This window comes from Pelorhabdus sp. sgz311001 (assembly GCF_055901755.1).
This window is the reverse complement of the sequence record NZ_JBVXUT010000001.1, coordinates 757118-775899: the sequence shown is the minus strand read 5'-3', so window position 1 is coordinate 775899 and position 18782 is coordinate 757118. Positions and strand designations below refer to the sequence as shown.

Below are 18782 nucleotides of genomic sequence, written 5' to 3'. Positions count from 1 at the left end.
TCAAGCAGGATTTTAGACTCTTTTTTTATGGATATATTACTATTCCATATAAGTTTTATAAATCCTCTTTTTCCTCTTGACAAAAAATTTTTCTTCGCTCAAAGCAGACAAAATCTTCTACCATTATTGGTACCCTGATTTTTTCGGTAAAAAAAACTCTTCAAATAGTCGAATTGCATATAAGTCTGTCAGACCAGCCACATAGTCGATTACGCTCGTTTTCAATCCCCACTGCGCTTCTCTTGCTAAAAAATCTTCCGGTAATTTGTGTGGATTTTTTAAAAAATGCGATACGAGACTTAAAATAATAAATTTCGCCTTCTCTCGTTCTAGTTGAAGCGCCGGAGAAAAATAAAGTGTTTCGAACATAAATTCGCGAAACTCATCCATGGCCTTTTGCACAGCCGCCGACATGGTAATTTCATCAGCTTTGCTTGACGTTTCCACAATATCAGAAACCATAGCTGTAATCATCTGCGAAGGATTGCGACCAAATAAACTGGCTACTTGTTGTGGTAAATCAGATGGTTTTAACATTCCAGCACGAATTCCATCATCAAAATCATGGCATAAATAAGCAATACGGTCACCGATTCGAACAATACACCCCTCTAAGGTACTCGGTTTCTGCGGACCAGTATGACACAAAATTCCATCTTCCACTTCCTTAGTAAGATTCAATCCTTGACCATTTTTTTCTAAATATCGTACCACTCTAAGACTTTGCTCATTATGGTTAAAATGGCCGGAAAAATCACGTAGCGCAAATTCACCGGCATGGCCGAACGGAGTATGACCTACGTCATGACCTAAAGCAATCGCCTCCGTTAAATCTTCATTTAAACGAAGACTACGGGCAATAGTGCGAGAAATTTGAGCCACTTCCAAACTATGAGTCATGCGCATGCGATAATGATCGCCCGGCGAAATATAAACTTGCGTTTTATGTTTTAAGCGCCGAAACGATTTCGAATGAATCACGCGATCACGATCTCGTTGGAAGGCGGTGCGAAATGGACAAGGCTCCTCTTGCCGCGCCTTTTGCGACTGGCTGCTTTTTGCCGCTCGTTCCGAAAGAACCGTTAATTCTAGTTTTTCCAGATATTCTCTCACACTCATAACTTTCACCCTTCCCTGCTAATCTTTTCGACTAAAAGACTTGGTATTTTTACCAAACTAGCAAACATGACAATCACCTTCTATTTCTGCTATACTAGCAGTAAGGATGGTGACTTATATGATAAAAAAATTCATGTTAATTCTAATAGCTCTACTTATTCTTTCCAGTACAGCCCTAGCCAAACCAACGATCACAGCTGATAAAACCTATTTTGACATAACAACAGGTCTTTATAATCTGGAAGGGAATGTATATATCGAAGCAGGTTCACGCATTATAACAGCTGGGACAGCCCGAGTAAATATGGCAACCTTAGAAGTCACTGGCCTTGGCGGCATTACAGTAAATGACGGCGATATTAAATTCAGCGGTGACAGCGTCTTTGTTTCAGGAGCACAAAGTAAAGCAGATATTACAGGAAATATTATTTTTTTGCGAAAAGACTTAACAATTACAGCGGATCAAGTAACTTTTAACTGGAAAACTAAAGAAGCCCTATTCACGGGTCATGTAGAAGTCAAAAAAGACAAAGACACAAAGACTTATGAATCAGTTAAATATAATGTAGTAACAGATACAATTCTCTAGCAAAGAGAATTGTTCCTGTCTGGGTAATAAATAAGTCAAAGAATCCCTGTTTCTAAATAGAAACAGGGATTTTCTTTAAATAATTTCATTTTTTTGAGCAATTTCCAAGATTCGATTCGCCGTTTCTTCAATGGCCCGGTTGGAAACATCAATCACAATACAACGGGTCTTCCGCATAATTGCTTTCGCATATTCCAATTCTTCCGAGATGCGCTCTAAATTCGCATAACTTGCATCAGAAGCAAGCCCCATAATTTTAAGACGTTCTGAACGAATTTCATTCAGCTTAAAGGGATCAATAATCAGACCGACGATGCGATGTGGCGAAACTTGAAACAATTCCGGCGGCGGCGGCACTTCCGGCACGAGCGGTACATTCGCTACTTTGAGACGTTTATGAGCCAAATACATGCTTAGCGGTGTTTTTGAAGTACGAGATACACCGATAATCACCATATCAGCTTTCAATAATCCCCAAGCATTCTTGCCGTCATCATATTTTACAGCAAATTCGACGGCTTCAACCCGCTTAAAATAGTCCTGATCCAGTTTATGCACCAAGCCTGGTTTTAGTTTTGGCTGTAAACCTGACATTGCCTGAACAGTCGTAATCATAGGTCCCATAATATCAACGGTCCGAATATGGTGCTGTTCAGCAATCACCAAAAGAGCTTCACGCAAATGAGAGGATACGAGAGTATGGCAAATGATGCAGTTCTCTCGCTGCGCCGCTTCCCTGACAATTTCAGCAATTTGTTCTTCCGAATTAATATAAGGAACACGAATAATATCAAATAGGCCTGAATCAAACTGGCTGGCTGTAGCACGAGCAACCATTTCCGCTGTTTCGCCAATCGAATCAGATAAAGCATAAATAACCGGTAAAGTGGCTATTTTTCATTACCTCCTTTTTTCTTCCCCGATTTCAACAAATAATCGAGTCACATTCGTCTTGGTAAGTCGACCGACAATTTCCGTAACTGCTTTGCCATCTTGCATCAGTTGTTGTACAACAGGCAGACTGTCAATTGCATGATCAATTAATTTCTTCGCCGCCACAAGCACAGACTCTTCCTTCGTTGTGACAACGAGCTTATGAACTGGCGTCATCAGCATTTTCACTGGCATCTTTTGTAAATCGCCAGCGCCGATTGAGGCTTTGAGCAAGTCCTTGCGGGAGACAACGCCTGATAAGATGCCGCCTTTTTCCACAATATACAAAGTCCCTACGTCTTCTAAAAATAAAGTCACAACAGCATCATAAGCACTGCAGTCCGCAGGCGCTACAACAGGAACAGATAAAATATCGCCAACTACGATTCGATCCAGTTCTTCTGCTATGACACGCAGCGTATGATTTCCCACATAGAAGTAGCCGACTTTAGGACGAGCATCAATCAGCCCGGACATGACTAAGATGGCCAAGTCAGAACGCAGCGCAGCTCTTGTTACATTTAATTTTTCGGCAATAACACCGCCGGAAATTGGGCCTTCCTGGCGAACAATTTCTACAATTTTTTCTTGTCTTGCGGTAAGCGCAGCCATCACTCCCTTTGAGTAGGAAATTCGCCCTTTACCAGGTATAATCCTCTTTATCAGCAATTCCTCTACCAGTTAATTTATCGAGAACAAGACGCTGTTCCACTTGTGCTACGAGTTTCCTCGTTGATTTTACGGCATCAGGGTTTACCGACATGGAATCAATCCCGCTCTTCACTAAAAACTCGGCAAAGTCCGGATAAACACTCGGCGCCTGCCCACAAATCGATACAGTTTTTCCGTCACGATGAGCTACTTCAATTAAATGACGAATCGCCCGACGTACTGCTAAATTACGTTCGTTGAAAATATGCGATACTGTTTCATTGTCGCGGTCACAACCAAGAGTCAGCATCGTCAAATCATTCGATCCAATAGAATAACCATCGACAAAGGCGTTAAATTGATCCGCTAAAATAATATTCGCTGGAATTTCAGCCATAAGCCATACTTTAAAATCAGGTCCTCGTCTCAGTCCTTCGGCGGCCATTAATTCCGTAACTTTAGCCGCTTCGTCTACAGTTCGGCAGAAAGGAATCATTACATTCAAATTTTTAAAACCAAATTCTTCGCGTACTTTTTTAACCGCTTTTAACTCTAACTTAAACGCTTCCGTGTATACAGGATCATAGTAGCGGGAAGCGCCGCGCCAGCCTAATAAAGCGCTAGGTTCATAAGGTTCATACTTATCGCCACCCTTGAGATCACGATATTCGCTTGATTTAAAATCGCTAAAACGTAGTGTAACTGGCCGTGGCGCCAAAGCTTGGCAAACCTTACGAATCCCCTCAGATAATGCTTCGATCACTCGGTCAGGCCGTCCTGTTTCAATTAAGTAAAGCGGATGTTCATGAATCGACGTTGTCCAGATAAATTCCTCACGCATTAGACCGATTCCATCGCAAGGAAGCGAACTATAACGATCTGCTAAGTCAGGATCGCCTAGATTCATATAAATTTTCGTTCCTGTTACCGGGAAAGTTTCTTGTGCCGCTGTCGCGACTTCTGTAACAGTTGGTTTTACAAGATCATCAATACAACCTTCATAAATAATGCCGTTTGTAGCATCAACAGTAATTTCCATGCCATCTTCAATAGCAGTCGTTCCTGCTACACCGCGGCTTTTGCTGCCAACAACACAAGGGATACCCAACTCGCGACTAACAATGGAAGCATGGCAAGTCATCCCGCCCGCATCAGTGACAATGGCTTTCGCTTTTTTCATGGCTGGAACCCAGTCAGGGGCCGTCATTTCCGTGACTAAAATTTCCCCCTCTTTAAACTGATCAATGAGACTAGGATCTAGAATGACATGTGCTTTGCCGCTGACCCGTCCAGGACTTGCTGGCAACCCCTTCGTTACTACACGACGATTTGTAACTTGCTCTTTTCCTTGCTGCATCATATTGCCTCCTCGTTCTTTATTCCTTCTTGACCATACTGTCTCAGGCCGCGCTTGCAAAACCCAAAGTTTCCCATCCCGTTCGTCAATGCCCCATTCAATATCCATATAGGAACCATAATGTTGTTCAATTGCCAAAGCATGCTGCGCTAACTCCCGTACCTGCTCATCAGTCAACACTGCCGCCTTTGCCTGTCCTGCCGGTACTTGTTGCTCTTCACAACCACCATCGGCCTTACGTACTAGCATGATGGGTTTATCGTGAATTTGCTTGTCTACTATCGTTAAATCTGATTTTTTAACAAGAAAACTATCGGGAGTTACGGTTCCTTGCACAATATATTCGCCAAGGCCCCAAGAACCTTCAATAAGAATATTTTGATCATCACCTGTTGCCACATCAACAGTAAACATAACGCCAGAAGCTTTGGAAAAAACCATCATTTGTACTACAGCGCTTAAAGCAACATCAAGATGATCAAATTTTTTCTTGGCACGATAATAAACCGCTCGATCTGTGAACATTGATGAATAACATTCTTTAACTCTTGCTACCACATCGGAAACGCCTTGTACATTCAAATAGCTTTCCTGCTGCCCGGCAAAACTAGCATCAGGCAAATCTTCCGCCGTTGCACTAGAACGAACAGCCACAAAAGGATTTTCTTGCCCTACTTTGCTTGCCAAAGTTTGATAAGCCGTTTCAATTGCCTTAGCAATAGCAGCAGGCATCGTCGCCTGCATAATTGCTTCACGAATAGCTGCACTTACCTTGCGCAGCATATAGCTATCCTCGACATCATCTAATTGACCAATCAGATCAGCAATTTTCTCACCTACGCCACTTTCTTTGACAAATAAGCGATAAGCATACGCCGTTGTTGCAAAGCCAAACGGAACGGGAACTTTCGTTTTTGATGTAAGTTCCCCTAGTGATGCTGATTTACCACCCACTAAAGCAACTTCTTCCTTGCAAATTTCGTCAAACCATAAGATAAGACTTTCACTTTTTTCCTGCATAATATCCTCCTTATACGCCATAAAATAGCATACTCTATTATTCTTTATAAGCTTATATAGTATATACTATATAAATTCTCTATCTCCTGCTTTATGGTCTGACTTTTTCACTATTTTTATAAAAAAAATCACCTCCGAACAAAAACCGTTGTTCGGAGGTGATTTATAGTATACACTAATTACTTTTTCATTTAGCAAAGAAAATCAAACTAAAATTTTAGCAAAGTCGCCAAAAGGCTGTGTGAGTTGACTAATCTGACGTAACAAAGCTAACCGATTATTACGGACAGCTTCGTCATCAACCATAACCATAACAGCCGCAAAGAAAGCGTCGATCGGCGCTTTCAATTGATACAAAGCTTGTAGCGCTGCCGCATAATCAAATGCCGCTGCTGCCATTTCCGCCTTAACGGCACAAAGACTGCTATACAGAGCAGCTTCTGCCGGATCACTCAAAAGTTCTTTCGTCACAACATCGTTTTGCGCATTTTTCGCTAAATTATTGACACGCACGATCGCCTGAATTAAGGGCACCGCTTCTTCTGCCTGGACTAGCTGCTGAAGCGCTTGGGCTTTTAACCATAAATCATAGCAATTATCTACGCCAAGCGATAAAACTGTATCAATCAGATCGTAGCGAATTTCGTTTTCTTGTAGAACATTTTTAAGGCGAAGACTAAAGAAATCAAGTACGGCCTGTTCTAAGGCAGCGATTTTTTCATCCTCTAACCCTAACAAGTCAGCCGTAAAACGAACTAACTGCGATAAAGACAGCGAAATTTTTCCATCAATAAGGATATTTACAATTCCCAGAGCCTGACGGCGAAGCGCATAAGGGTCCTGGGAACCTGTAGGAATCAGACCGCGGCTAAAAGTAGCCACAATATTATCTAATTTATCGGCAATACTAAGCAATTTTCCCGCCGCAGTAGTCGGCAGAGAGTCACCGGCAAAACGCGGCAAATAATGTTCAAAAATAGCTTTTGCCACAGCTGGAGTTTCGCCTTGCAGGAGCGCATAAGCTTCGCCCATCGTCCCTTGTAGTTCGGTAAACTCACAAACCATGCCTGTAGCTAAGTCGGCTTTTAATAATTCGCCAGCCCGGCTAAGAGTTTCAGCATCGGCCTTCACAATACTGATTTCACCCACATAGGCTGCTAGTTTCTTAATGCGCTGCGTTTTATCATACATCGTACCAAGACCATCTTGATAAACAATCGTTTTTAATTTCTGCACTCTTACATCAAGAGGAATCTTCTTGTCTTCTTCATAGAAAAACTCCGCATCAGCTAGCCGAGCCCGCAGTACTCGTTCATTGCCGCGACATACTGTATCAATATGATCGGCATTGCCATTACGAACCGTAATAAAGACAGGCAGCAACTTGCCTTCTGGCGAAAACACCGGGAAATAACGCTGATGCTCGCGCATGGGCGTTATAAGCGCTTCAGGCGGCAATGCCAGATACTTATCTTCAAAGCGACCGCACAGTGCCGTAGGATATTCTACTAAAAAAACAACTTCTTCTAGTAAATCTTCGTCAATGGCTGCTGTACCGCCTTGGGCCACAGCCAATTCTTTAATCTGCTTAGTAATCAGTTCACGCCTGGCTGCCGGATCGACCATGACATAATTCTCACTGAGCTTCGCAAAATATTCGTCGGCATTTGCCAGCGAAATATTTTTTTCGCCCAAAAAGCGATGACCTGTAGTAACACGGCCACTTGTCACTTGGGCAATGGAAAAAGGAATGATCTCGCTGCCAAATAGAGCAACTAACCACCGAATTGGTCGTACAAAGCGCATGTCAAGATCAGCCCAGCGCATATTTTTCGGGAAGTTCATGTGCTGAATCAAATCCGTCATAATTTCCGGTAAAAGACCGACAACTTCCTGACCTGCTTCAAAAACGTTAGCATAAACGTAGCCGTCTTTCACAACCAAGTCTTTTACATCAATTTTTTGTCCTCTGGCAAAGCCTTGGGCTGCTTTCGTAGGCTGATTCTGATCATCAAAGGCGATTTTAACGGAAGGTCCCTTATTTTCTGCTTTTTTATCAGCTTGTTTTTCACTGACAGCATGTATCAGCAAAGTTAGGCGGCGGGGCGTGCCAAAAGTTTCTATCTTACCACAATCAATTCTAAGTTCAGCAAATTTTTCTCCGGCCAATTTCCCCAACTGTTTCAGTGCAGCCGGCATAAATTTGGCCGGTATTTCTTCTGTACCAATCTCTAGCAATAAATCCTTACTCACTTGCCCGTCCTCCTTTCAGCAGGGGGAATCCCAGCTGTTCTCTCAATTCAAGATAAGCTTGCGCACATTGTCTGGCCATGTTGCGTACGCGACCGATAAACGCCGTTCTCTCACTAACACTAATCGCGCCGCGAGCGTCCAAAAGATTAAAAGCATGAGAGCATTTTAATACATAATCATAGGCAGGCAATACTAAACCTTGCTCAATAACACGCAATGCCTCTTTTTCATATTGGTCAAACAAAGTAAAGAGCAAGGCTGCATCGGAAACTTCAAAATTATATTTTGACTGTTCCACTTCATTTTGGTGAAAAATATCGCCATAGGTTATCCCATCAACCCATTCTAAATCATAAACATTTTCTTTGCCTTGAATGTACATAGCTAACCGTTCTAGCCCATAGGTAATTTCTACCGAAACTGGTTTCACATCAATGCTGCCAACCTGTTGAAAATACGTAAACTGAGTAATTTCCATACCATCAAGCCAAACTTCCCAGCCAAGCCCCCAAGCTCCCAGTGTCGGGGATTCCCAGTTATCTTCCACAAAGCGAATATCATGCTCTTCGTGGCGAATACCGAGTTTTGCCAAACTTTCCAAATAGAGTTCCTGAATATTTGGCGGTGACGGTTTGCGAATTACCTGATATTGATGATGCTGAAATAGCCGATTCGGGTTGTCACCATAACGGCCATCAGCCGGACGTCTCGATGGTTCCACATAAGCTACATTCCAAGGTTCTGGCCCTAAAGCGCGCAAAAACGTAGCAGGATTCATAGTACCCGCTCCTTTTTCCACATCATAAGGCTGTTGAATAATACAACCCTGTTGGGCCCAATAGTTTTGTAACGTTAAAATCATGTCTTGAAAAGTCACAATATCCCTCCTAAAAATAAAAACTCCCCGTCCCTGTAACAGTACTGTTACAGGGACGGGAAGTTATCCCGCGGTTCCACCCTGCTTGGCCAAAAATTGGCCCGCCTTCATAAAATGCTGTTTCGCTCTGGAGCGCCTTTCTTTTGCCATTACTGGCTTTCACCTGACCCAGTTCGCTAACTTTTTGGCAAAATACTTTATTCCTTCATCGCTAACTAATTTAGATTACTCCTAGTTTACCCAATTTGCGTTTAAAAAGCAAGCGTAAACTATTCTTCCTGGCGTTCCTTTGTTTCTTCCGTTGGTTCTACATCAACAATGTCATCATTGCGAACCACTTCAATACTGCATTTTTTAAACACAGCTGCCAGTACGCCAAGCGCAGCAATTTGCGGCGCTAATACCGCGCCAATGGCGCCAAGTGATACAGGGATTTCGGCAAGAATCTTATCTTCACTTTTAATGCGAATTCGATTTACATTCCCTTCCCGAATCAAATCTTTCACTTTATCAACAACTTCGCTGGATTTCACAGAAATTTCGTCAGTCCATTTACTATTTTGTTTCTTTTCTTCTAGTTCAATCAGCGCTTCAATTACATTGCCTTCATGTTTTTCCAGCGCTTCTTTTGCTTCTTTAAATGAAGCATTGGTGCGAGAACGAATCATATCAATTTTTTCAAGCGTTACTTTTTCTTCCATGGCTAAATCCCTCCTATTTATATGATCATTGCTGATTAGGCAATACTGTGAATAAAATTCAATGATTTCAAGGGCCTGTCAAGATGACAAGTCAAATAATCAAGAAATAACTTTTCAAGCTGCATTAAATCGCTGCCAATTATAACAAAATGACTGGGATTATCAAAATCAAGGGATAGCAACGTTAAGAGCAATTCATAGACTTTCTCACTGAGCAAAAAAGCCTCGCCTGTAGCACACTCTTTGCAAACAGTACCGCCTAACTGCGAAGAAAAATGACAAGGCAATTCCACACGATTATGACAATGAACACACTCGGAAAGTTCTGGTCCAAAACCAGCTCGCTGCAAAAGCTGCCAGCCAGCAGCGAGACTTACGAGACGCGGATTTCGCTCTTGCATCAGCCGAAAAATTGCCAGCAACTGATACAGTAAATCAGGCTCCCCTTCACCTTCCGGCCAAAACTGAACAACAATTTCCGCTACAACAGCGCCATAAGCCATAGCCATAAGGTCCTGGCGCATATGAGCAAAAGGTTCTAGTAAAGAACATTGCCGCAAAGACCGACTCTTGCCATTATCATAAGTAATTTCCAAAAAAGCAAAAGGCTGCACAGTTCCAGCCATAGGAGAACGAGCCCGTCTTACATGCCTGGCAAACAACTGAATCACACCTTGATCTTCCGTAAAGAAAGTAACAAGTCTGTCAGCGTCACCACTGTCTTTCGCCTGGAGCACAAGCGCTTTTGTGGGCACAAGAGTCATCGCAGTATCAGCAAAATCATTGCGTTTCCTCCTAATTTGCTTTTTATAAACGTTTTGTTAATTGTTTATTCTGTCTCTATCTCAACAGCCTTATGTATAAGAGTCGCCTTAAGGCGAACGATACGAAAACCATTTACCTCTAAAATCACAAATTCATAAAGACCTAGTTGCATGGTATCATCGACTTCCGGTTTACGGCCTAACAGTCCAAACATATAACCGCCAATTGTATCTTCTTCATGCTCTTCCAAATCAATATGCAGCAGTTCTGCCACTTCTTCGAGCAGTACCCTACCATCAAATTCATAGCTGCCATCAGGCAAGCGTTGAATTTCAATACCTTCTTCTTCGTCATGCTCGTCTTGAATATTCCCGACAATTTCTTCTAGAACATCTTCCAAGGCAACAAGACCAGCCGTACCGCCGTATTCGTCAATTACTACCCCAAGGTGAGTCCGTTTTCGTTTCATAATCTGTAGTAGTTCCGCCACAGACATGCCTTCTGGTACAACAAGAATTTCCCGCATAATTGATTTTAAATCTTTTTCCTCGTCAGGTTCTAAATCAAGTTCCATCAGATCACGCAAATGAACCATGCCAATTACATGATCACGGTCTTCTACACATAAGGGATAACGGGTATGGCTTGTCTCACGAACAACCGTCATATTTTCTTCAAAAGAATCATCTGTAAAGAGGCAAACCATATCTTGGCGAGGAACCATAACTTCTCTAGCTAAGCGATCGGCAAAATCAAAAACATTATCAATAAGCTCGCTTTCCATCTTATCAAGAACACCACCGCGCGTACTGGCGCTGACAATCAAGCGGAGTTCTTCTTCCGATAAAGCAATATTACTTTCTGTCGCAGGTGGCACGCCGATCAAATTTAAAATAGCCTGAGCCGTTCGATTAAATAAGCCGATGATCGGTGATCCAACCTTTTGAAAAATATAGAGCGGCCAAACAATAAACAATACCATTTTTTCGGTATGCTGTATGGCAATCGATTTCGGCACAAGTTCGCCAATCACGATATGCAAAAACGTAATAATGGTAAATCCGGCTGCTATGCTAATCGAACTTTGCAGCCAAAGCGATCCCGGTAAATACGCCGTAAACAAAGGTTGCAATAAGCTGGAAATAGCCGGTTCTCCCAACCAGCCAAGCCCCAGCGAAGCAAGTGTTACGCCAAGCTGAGTAGCTCCCAAATAACTGTCAAGAGCTGAAACGACCTTCATGGCTAAGGGAGCCCGTTTATCGCCTTGGTGAATCAATTCTTCGAGCCGAGTTTTGCGTATTTTCACGAGAGCAAATTCAGCAGTAACAAAAAAGCCGTTTACCAATACAAGAGCAAAAGCAATCAAAAGTTTAAAGAAGCTATATAGAGGAACATCTACAGCATCGATAGAGCATCTCTCCCTAATTTTTCATTCCAACCCGCTCAGGCATCATGGCGCCTGCCGTAAGAACATATTCTAGCGCGCTTTCATTCGTTACATCTAAAGGAATAATATCCTTTTTCGCCACAATAATATTGAAGCCTGATGTAAGATTAAGGCTCATTGGCACAAATACGCAAACATGTTCATCTGGCAAATGTTCAGCAAGCGGTTCAGAAACATCTGATACGATAAAGCCAAGAGCTCTGCAGTCAGCATGCGGATAAGGCACAAGCACCGCCTGTTTAAAAGATTGGCTGGAATTAAATACAGCAGTGGACAATTTTTTAACAATGTTATAAATAAATTTCACAAAAGGTATGGAGTTGACAAACCGTTCTCCTAAGCCTAGAAGTGATTTCATCAGCCAGTAAGAAGAAAGCCATCCTACCAAAATAATAAACAACAAGGCCGCCATAAGGCCAACTCCAGGAAAATGAATTGGCAAATGCTGACCTAACAGTTGCTCAGAAAATGTGAAAATTTGCATGACAACCCATACGGTAAAGGCAATCGGAAAAATCACGATTAACCCATTCATAAAATACTTAGAAACCCACTTCATGATTCACCCCTCTTAACAAATGATAGCATTTTGACTGCCTCTGGTCAATAAACAGGGGCGGCTTTACAATAAAAAAGGAAAAAAAGGGTATGATTATTCATACCCCAGAGATTTTAAAATCGAATCACGATTGCGCCAATCCTTTTTCACTTTCACCCATAAATCAAGATAACAGGGATTTCCCAATAAATTTTCTACATCGACACGGGCCTGCTGACCGATTTTCTTCATTAAAGTACCGCCGCTGCCAATCAAAATTCCCTTTTGTGATTCTCTTTCCACATAGATAACAGCACGAACATACAATTTATCGCCAGGACGCGGTGCAATTTCTTCAATATCCACAGCAATGGCATGCGGCACTTCTTCTCTTGTAAGCTGAAGCGCTTTTTCCCGAATGAGTTCAGCAATGACAAGCCGCTCTGGCTGGTCTGTTATCATATCTTCAGGAAAATACTTAGGCCCTTCCGGCAGGAGATTTTTAATTTCAGTAAGAAGCACATCAAGATTTACTTTTTCCAACGCCGAAATAGGCACAACGGCTTTAAAATCATAGCGACTTTGATAGTTTTTGATGATCGGTAAAAGTTTCGGTTTCTCAACAAGATCTATTTTATTAACAACAAGAAAAACCGGCGTCTTTACTTCTTTCAAACGCTCAATAATATATTCTTCCCCAGGTCCAAATTTTTCACTGGCGTCTGTTACAAATAAAATGGCGTCCACTTCGCGCAGCGTCTGCTCGGCTGCCTCCACCATATATTGTCCTAGCTTATGCTTCGGTTTATGAATGCCAGGCGTATCCACAAACAGCATTTGTGCATCGTCTTGCGTTAGTACGCACATAATTTTATTGCGCGTTGTCTGTGGTTTATCACTCATAATAGCGATCTTCTGGCCAATAAGACTATTAACCAGCGTGGATTTACCAGCGTTAGGCCGTCCAATTACAGCGACAAAACCGGAACGAAAAATATCTTTCTTTGTATTACTCAATCGTTGTTGTCCTCCCCAAAATACGTCAAGTCCTCAGAAGAAAAAGAATAGGGCAATATCTCTTCTAATGACATAACTTTATATTCTCCCGTTTGATTTGCCATAATTATGGCGGGAATGTGAAACTCAGCTATCACTTGTCGGCAAGCGCCGCAAGGCGCTACAGGATTCGAAGTTTTTGCAGCAACAGCCAAAGCTTTAAATTTTCTTTCACCTTTTGCTAAGGCCGTAAAAATAGCAGTTCTTTCGGCGCAGATTGTTAACGAATAAGAAGCATTTTCAATATTACAACCTTCATAAATCGTTCCATCGTCGGTTAGTAAAGCAGCGCCTACGGGAAAATGCGAGTAAGGTACATAGGCTTTCGCCATGGCCCGTGTCGCCGCAGCTACAAGTAAGCGTATTTCTTCTGGCGTAATCGAACAAACTAGACTATCCTTCATAAACGCTCAATTCCTAAAGCGCCCAAAATAGCCTCTTCTTCTTGGCGCATTTCTGCTTTATCACTGTCGGTTAAATGATCATAGCCTAATAAATGAAGTAAACCGTGAACCGTCAAATAAGCAAGTTCTCGCTCCAAACTATGACCATACTCTTCGGCTTGCCTGGCGAGAGTATCAACAGAAATAATAATATCACCAAGCAAATCTTCTGCTGGACCATCAAGTATTTCCGGCTCCTCGCCTTCGCTAAGCGCAAAAGATAAAACATCTGTTGGCCTGTCAATGCCGCGAAATTCTAAATTCATTTTATGAATATGGACATCATCGCAAAAAGATAAGCTGACTTCCGCCGTCGGCGCTAAGTTGTACAATTCAGCTGCTTTGCTTAAAACTTTCTTGACTGTCGCCGCCATCGCGTCCGATACAGTCACTTCGGTCTGTAAGGAGTTTATGTTGATTTCCATTTTTTAATTTTCTCCTTTCTAAATCTTTCTCATCGGGATATTCAATTCGTGTATGGAACATGCTGGAAAGTACCCTAATAAAAATATCACCGATCGTATTTAAATCGCGCAACGTTAGATTACATTCATCAAGCTGCCCTTCATGGAGACGCTGTTTAATAATTTTGCGCACAGTTGCTTCAATACGGTTAATATTCGGTTTCGCAATAGACCGTACTGCAGCTTCACAACCGTCGGCCAACATGACAAGCGCGGCTTCTTTACTTTGCGGACAAGGTCCTTCATAGCGGAAATCCGATTCAATAATACATTCACTATGATCATTTTCCGTCGCTCGTTGATAAAAATAAGATACTAGCGTCGTGCCATGATGTTGCTGCACAATATCAGAGACGATGCCGGGAATATTGTGCTCACGGCACAAATCACGACCATCTTTAATATGAGACGTTATAATCAGCGTACTCAGCGACGGCGCAATTTTATCATGAGGATTCTCTCCTGACGCCTGATTTTCCACAAAAAAACAAGGACGCTTGATTTTGCCTATATCATGATAATAAGCGCCTACCCGGGCGAGTACTGGATCTGCACCAATTTGAGCCGCTGCTGTCTCTACCATATTGCCAATAAGTACACTATGATGATAGGTTCCTGGCGCCTCTAACAAAAGCTGCTGCAAGAGCGGATGATTGGGTCTGGCTAGATCCATGAGTTTCACTGACGTGGTAATATGAAACACATTTTCTAAGTAAGGTAAAATTCCAGTCGTGATAATCGTAGCCGTAACACCACTAAAAATACCTAGTAAACACTGCGTAACAAGTTCGGCACCACTAATTTGATCAATTAGACCTGTTGTGGCAATAACAAGAAACTGGACAATAGAAATCCAAAAGCCGCTTTTTGCCAAACTGTAGCCTGTCGTCACTGTGGAAATACAGTAAACACCAGTGATACTCCCCATAAGACAGGTCAATACGGCACGAAGATCATGGTCGACAATGACGCCAAAAAAAATCGTTAAAGCAAAAGTTACGGCAAGACCAATGCGGCGATTGATCAAAATCGTTGCAAGCAAGGCGCCGACCGTCATGGGTGCGGCAAAATCAGAATAATAGTGAGCCATTTTCCCAAGAATCATGGTAATCAACATAACAAGGCCTACAAGCACCATTGATAAGTCATTTTCATAAACAGAAGGCGCACTTGTCCGGAGAGAAAGCGTGGTCAAGGCCATAATAATCAAGACAAAAAAGGTAAGCCCTAACACACGAAGTTCATTCGTCTGCCCGCGAGAAAGCCCCAGTTCCTCCAGCGCATGAATTTGCTCTGCTGTAACTACATCGCCGCGACGGACAAGTACTTGCCCTTTTTTGATTGTTTCACGGACAGGCTCTATCCCAGCTAAAACGCCTTGTTTGCGTTTTTCGGTTTCTTTACTGTTCAAAATAAAATTAGTCTGTAAAAACAGTGGCGCTAAAGCGGTTATTAGTTGTTTTTCCGCAAGCGGCAGCGGTAATTCGTTCGCTTCCAAAGCAATCTGCTTTTTAGCCAGATCTAGCTCATCATCACGAATTCCCCGCTGTAAATACTTATTTAGCAAAGTCAGAGTTCTATCTTGGTCGCGTTCCAACGCCGCCTCATCGAGCGTCACTAACAGAGTAGACGCCGTAGCCGACAGCAGGGGCAAAGCCCCTTTGACTTTGGCAATTTTCTCTTGCTCGGAAAGCTGCATATCTTCTTTAACCGTATGGGCAGTACGAAATAAAGCCGTAAGATTTTCCCCGGCTTTATTGACTATGGCCATATCTAGATCATACACGTTAACAATTCCGGCAAGTACTTCACTTTCCAGTTTTTTCGTTTTATCGGTATTAATATAGGAAACAGTTCGTGGCGCTAAAATATCACGATCACTAATTTGTCCAGTTTCAAACGAAACTCTATCACCTAAAAAATCCGTAGCCAGCACGACAATAAACAAAGTAAAAAAAGCTAAAGACAAGACAATCCGGCGAATGACCGGTTTTGCATATACACTGCCTGGTTGCGTAAACATAGCGCGCAACCGTCTACTGGCAGACCCCATTTTATTCACTCCAATTTTTCCATTTTCTTCTCTTTGTCAAAGTGTTCATAGGCGCGAATAATCCGTGATACGACTTCATGGCGCACTACATCGGCTTCTTCAAACAGAGAAATGGCAATTCCATCAACCTGAGCCAGAATCCGCTTGGCCTGAGCCAAACCAGAAATTTGCCCTGGCGGCAAATCAATTTGTGTTAAATCGCCAGTAATAACCATTTTAGAGCCAAAGCCTAAACGAGTAAGAAACATTTTCATTTGAGGCGCCGTTGTATTCTGAGCCTCATCTAAGATAACGAAAGAATCGTCAAGTGTCCGTCCGCGCATATAAGCCAGCGGCGCTACTTCAATAATCCCCTTAGACATATATTTAGCAAAGGTCTCACTGCCGATAATATCATAAAGTGCATCGTAAAGGGGCCGCAAATAAGGATCCACCTTTTCTTGCAGATCGCCAGGTAAAAATCCTAGCTTCTCACCAGCTTCCACAGCAGGTCGCGTTAAGATAATTCTTTCCACTTTTCTATTTTTTAATGCTTCTACAGCCATAGCAACAGCCAAATAAGTTTTCCCGGTGCCAGCTGGACCAATTCCCAGCGTAATATCGTGACGTCGAATGGCTTCCAAGTAAATAAGCTGGCCCCAGGTTTTCGGCTTAATCATGCGGCCTCTTGCCGTCGTCAGCACTGAATCAGCATACAGTCGATGCAGTTTGTGGGCGCCATTTTCCTGAACCATTTTTATACTATATTTCACATCATGAATTGTAATAAAGTTTTTACTGCGATATAAAAAGATCAATTCTGACAGCAAATGATAAACTTGTTCTACCAGTATATCGTCACCGCTAATTACAAGCTGATCTCCCCGTGCCGTTACTTGGCAGGAAAAATTTTCCTGAATTAGTCGGATATTTTCATCATTTCTACCTAAAACCATTACAGCTTCTTGATGATCTGTAAAGTCTAATCGTTTTTCCATTTGATTGGCCTGCGGCAAATAGTTAGCCCCCCTGTAAGCTGGTTCTGTTTTCACCGATCTCTTCAATTGTTTCCACTAAAACTTTTACTTTCACCCTATTGGGATCGTCGGTTGCAACAAGTTCCGTATTTTTTGCGATAATTTGAGCCGTCTCAGGAATTTGTTCGGACAAAACTGCCAAAGCATGCCGTACAGCACTGTCCGTCGCTTCTTCGTGCGTTTTTTCTTGATAAACCGGCACAGTTTCATAAAAGTCTTCCCTGGTAAATTCGACAGGTAAATCGGGATTCCTCCAAAGGAGAACTTTTTTGCAAAAAACCTCGCGTTCAAAGCTCATAAAGGGCGGATTCGGCGCTGATTTTATCGTCACTTCCCGCCCCCCCCAAAAAATCTTATAAGAATCTCGCTGCTGTCCAGTTCGCTCTAGCCAAGTAGTCGAAAGCGACTCTTCACCGGTTGCTTCATAGTGTATCTTGGCTTTTACAATACCAGTTGCCCGTACCGCCTTGCCTGACAGTAGACCTTTGATTAAAACATCTCCCGCCCGTACAGTATCGCCCTGTTTCTTTTGGCCTTGTCCGTTTAAAACAATCCATTCGCAAATTACACCGTCTTTTTGAGCCACATAATCGGCAGGCTCGCGGCTTTCCTCTTGCGGCATATTCTTCTCGGCAACCTCTACGACAGCCCTCGTTCCCATAAACTGAATAGAAGCCCAGGCTAATTCCGGAACTGCCAAAAGCAAAGCTGTCTCAGCCTGCTTTTTATTCACTTCATCTTTTTTGGCCCCAGGAACAATACCGCCTTCCGCCAAGGCCTGCCTTACTACGGCAGCTGGAACTTGTTCACAGCCAGTAATATGGACAAAGAATATAAAATTTGATGCATATTGAAGCAAAGCACAGAACAGGAACAGTCCCAAAACAAACATCTTTCGGCGCTTAACTTTTTTGAAGAAAAAGGGAAATCCCTGATAAGCAACCACAGAAATTCTCGTCTCACTTCGCTTAACTAACGGTCTGATAGCAAAAAAATCCTGGAGGCTTATATAAACATAAACGCCATCAAATCGCTTGGTAGCTGACCATAGCTCGAACCCTTGATCAAGACAAAGATTGATGAGTTTCTCCGGTCTTTTACCGGTAACTTTTATATAAACAAACCCTTTGAAATAATGATTAAACCGCATAAACAACACAAGCTCGCCTCCTATAAATCATAGCGAAGCGACTGAATCAGTCCTTCGACTAGAATTTGTTCTACCTGGAGGCTTCCTAACGATAAATTGCTTCCTACTACAATTACAACTCCCTGCTTGAGCCTAATGCGGACAATTTGCGTCGTATACTCAATAATACCTTTATGATTCTCAATTAGCAACTGTTTATTTCCCAACAGGGTCATGCGAGGCAGATCAAAAATCAAATCATCAGGAATTTCAAACAGCTCCGCTATTGATTCGATACGATTGTGCTTACGCCTTGCCATAGAGTCTCCGCCCCCTTACTTTATGTGTATGTAGCAAGCGGAGCGTTCAGA

The 18782-nt window shown here is 42.5% G+C and carries 18 protein-coding genes; 1 reads left to right on the top strand and 17 read right to left on the bottom strand.

The annotated features are described in order from the left end of the window. Positions 1-123 precede the first annotated feature (123 nt). Positions 124-1119, bottom strand: a complete 996-nt coding sequence (locus tag AC0MXB_RS03995) for a deoxyguanosinetriphosphate triphosphohydrolase (RefSeq protein WP_474038322.1) — start codon at positions 1117-1119, stop codon at positions 124-126. Positions 1120-1237: 118 nt separating this feature from the next. Here AC0MXB_RS03995 and AC0MXB_RS03990 point away from each other — a divergent pair, with 118 nt between their 5' ends. Further along, positions 1238-1708 (top strand): LptA/OstA family protein, encoded by a 471-nt coding sequence (locus tag AC0MXB_RS03990; RefSeq protein WP_474038321.1) that lies wholly within the window; start codon positions 1238-1240, stop codon positions 1706-1708. Positions 1709-1783: 75 nt separating this feature from the next. Here the strand turns inward: AC0MXB_RS03990 and AC0MXB_RS03985 are convergent, their stop codons facing one another. From AC0MXB_RS03985 to yqfC, 16 genes are all read right to left on the bottom strand, one after another. Then, on the bottom strand, positions 1784-2602 hold the full coding sequence (locus AC0MXB_RS03985; RefSeq protein WP_474038732.1) for a pyruvate, water dikinase regulatory protein: 819 nt from the start codon (positions 2600-2602) through the stop codon (positions 1784-1786). A 6-nt stretch (positions 2603-2608) separates the two neighbouring features. Continuing rightward, on the bottom strand, positions 2609-3253 hold the full coding sequence (locus tag AC0MXB_RS03980) for a helix-turn-helix transcriptional regulator (protein ID WP_474038320.1): 645 nt from the start codon (positions 3251-3253) through the stop codon (positions 2609-2611). A gap of 28 nt (positions 3254-3281) precedes the next feature. Next, a complete protein-coding gene (ppsA, locus tag AC0MXB_RS03975) occupies positions 3282-5669 on the bottom strand; it encodes a phosphoenolpyruvate synthase (protein WP_474038319.1) in 2388 nt (795 codons plus the stop codon). A gap of 204 nt (positions 5670-5873) precedes the next feature. Further along, a complete protein-coding gene (gene glyS / locus AC0MXB_RS03970; protein WP_474038318.1) occupies positions 5874-7922 on the bottom strand; it encodes a glycine--tRNA ligase subunit beta in 2049 nt (682 codons plus the stop codon). After that, entirely contained in the window at positions 7915-8799 is an 885-nt protein-coding gene (glyQ, locus tag AC0MXB_RS03965; RefSeq protein ID WP_474038317.1) for a glycine--tRNA ligase subunit alpha, read from the bottom strand. Before glyQ ends, glyS begins: the two co-directional genes overlap by 8 nt. 269 nt (positions 8800-9068) lie before the next feature. After that, the gene (locus AC0MXB_RS03960; RefSeq protein ID WP_474038316.1) at positions 9069-9500 is read right to left on the bottom strand and encodes a DUF4342 domain-containing protein; all 432 of its coding nucleotides are present in this window, start codon (positions 9498-9500) and stop codon (positions 9069-9071) included. 35 nt (positions 9501-9535) lie between these two features. Then, positions 9536-10255, bottom strand: coding sequence for a DNA repair protein RecO (recO, locus tag AC0MXB_RS03955; RefSeq protein ID WP_474038315.1), 720 nt, complete (start codon positions 10253-10255; stop codon positions 9536-9538). 74 nt (positions 10256-10329) lie between these two features. Continuing rightward, complete coding sequence (locus AC0MXB_RS03950; RefSeq protein ID WP_474038314.1) at positions 10330-11631, bottom strand: hemolysin family protein; 1302 nt, start codon at positions 11629-11631, stop codon at positions 10330-10332. A 55-nt stretch (positions 11632-11686) separates the two neighbouring features. Next, entirely contained in the window at positions 11687-12271 is a 585-nt protein-coding gene (locus AC0MXB_RS03945; RefSeq protein ID WP_474038313.1) for a DUF502 domain-containing protein, read from the bottom strand. Between the two features lie 93 nt (positions 12272-12364). Further along, positions 12365-13267: a GTPase Era gene (era, locus tag AC0MXB_RS03940; protein WP_474038312.1), complete on the bottom strand. Its 903-nt coding sequence runs from the start codon at positions 13265-13267 to the stop codon at positions 12365-12367. Further along, positions 13264-13710, bottom strand: a complete 447-nt coding sequence (locus AC0MXB_RS03935; RefSeq protein WP_474038311.1) for a cytidine deaminase — start codon at positions 13708-13710, stop codon at positions 13264-13266. Before AC0MXB_RS03935 ends, era begins: the two co-directional genes overlap by 4 nt. Then, the gene (gene ybeY, locus AC0MXB_RS03930) at positions 13707-14174 is read right to left on the bottom strand and encodes an rRNA maturation RNase YbeY (RefSeq protein WP_474038310.1); all 468 of its coding nucleotides are present in this window, start codon (positions 14172-14174) and stop codon (positions 13707-13709) included. The genes AC0MXB_RS03935 and ybeY overlap by 4 nt, the downstream gene beginning before the upstream one ends. Then, the gene (locus AC0MXB_RS03925) at positions 14083-16266 is read right to left on the bottom strand and encodes an HD family phosphohydrolase (protein WP_474038309.1); all 2184 of its coding nucleotides are present in this window, start codon (positions 16264-16266) and stop codon (positions 14083-14085) included. Before AC0MXB_RS03925 ends, ybeY begins: the two co-directional genes overlap by 92 nt. 5 nt (positions 16267-16271) lie before the next feature. Beyond that, positions 16272-17261, bottom strand: coding sequence for a PhoH family protein (locus AC0MXB_RS03920; protein WP_474038308.1), 990 nt, complete (start codon positions 17259-17261; stop codon positions 16272-16274). Positions 17262-17265: 4 nt separating this feature from the next. Next, the gene (yqfD, locus tag AC0MXB_RS03915; RefSeq protein WP_474038731.1) at positions 17266-18432 is read right to left on the bottom strand and encodes a sporulation protein YqfD; all 1167 of its coding nucleotides are present in this window, start codon (positions 18430-18432) and stop codon (positions 17266-17268) included. A 20-nt stretch (positions 18433-18452) separates the two neighbouring features. Then, positions 18453-18731 carry a sporulation protein YqfC gene (yqfC, locus tag AC0MXB_RS03910; protein ID WP_474038307.1) on the bottom strand — a complete coding sequence of 93 codons (279 nt, stop codon included), beginning with the start codon at positions 18729-18731 and terminating at the stop codon, positions 18453-18455. Positions 18732-18782 lie beyond the last annotated feature (51 nt).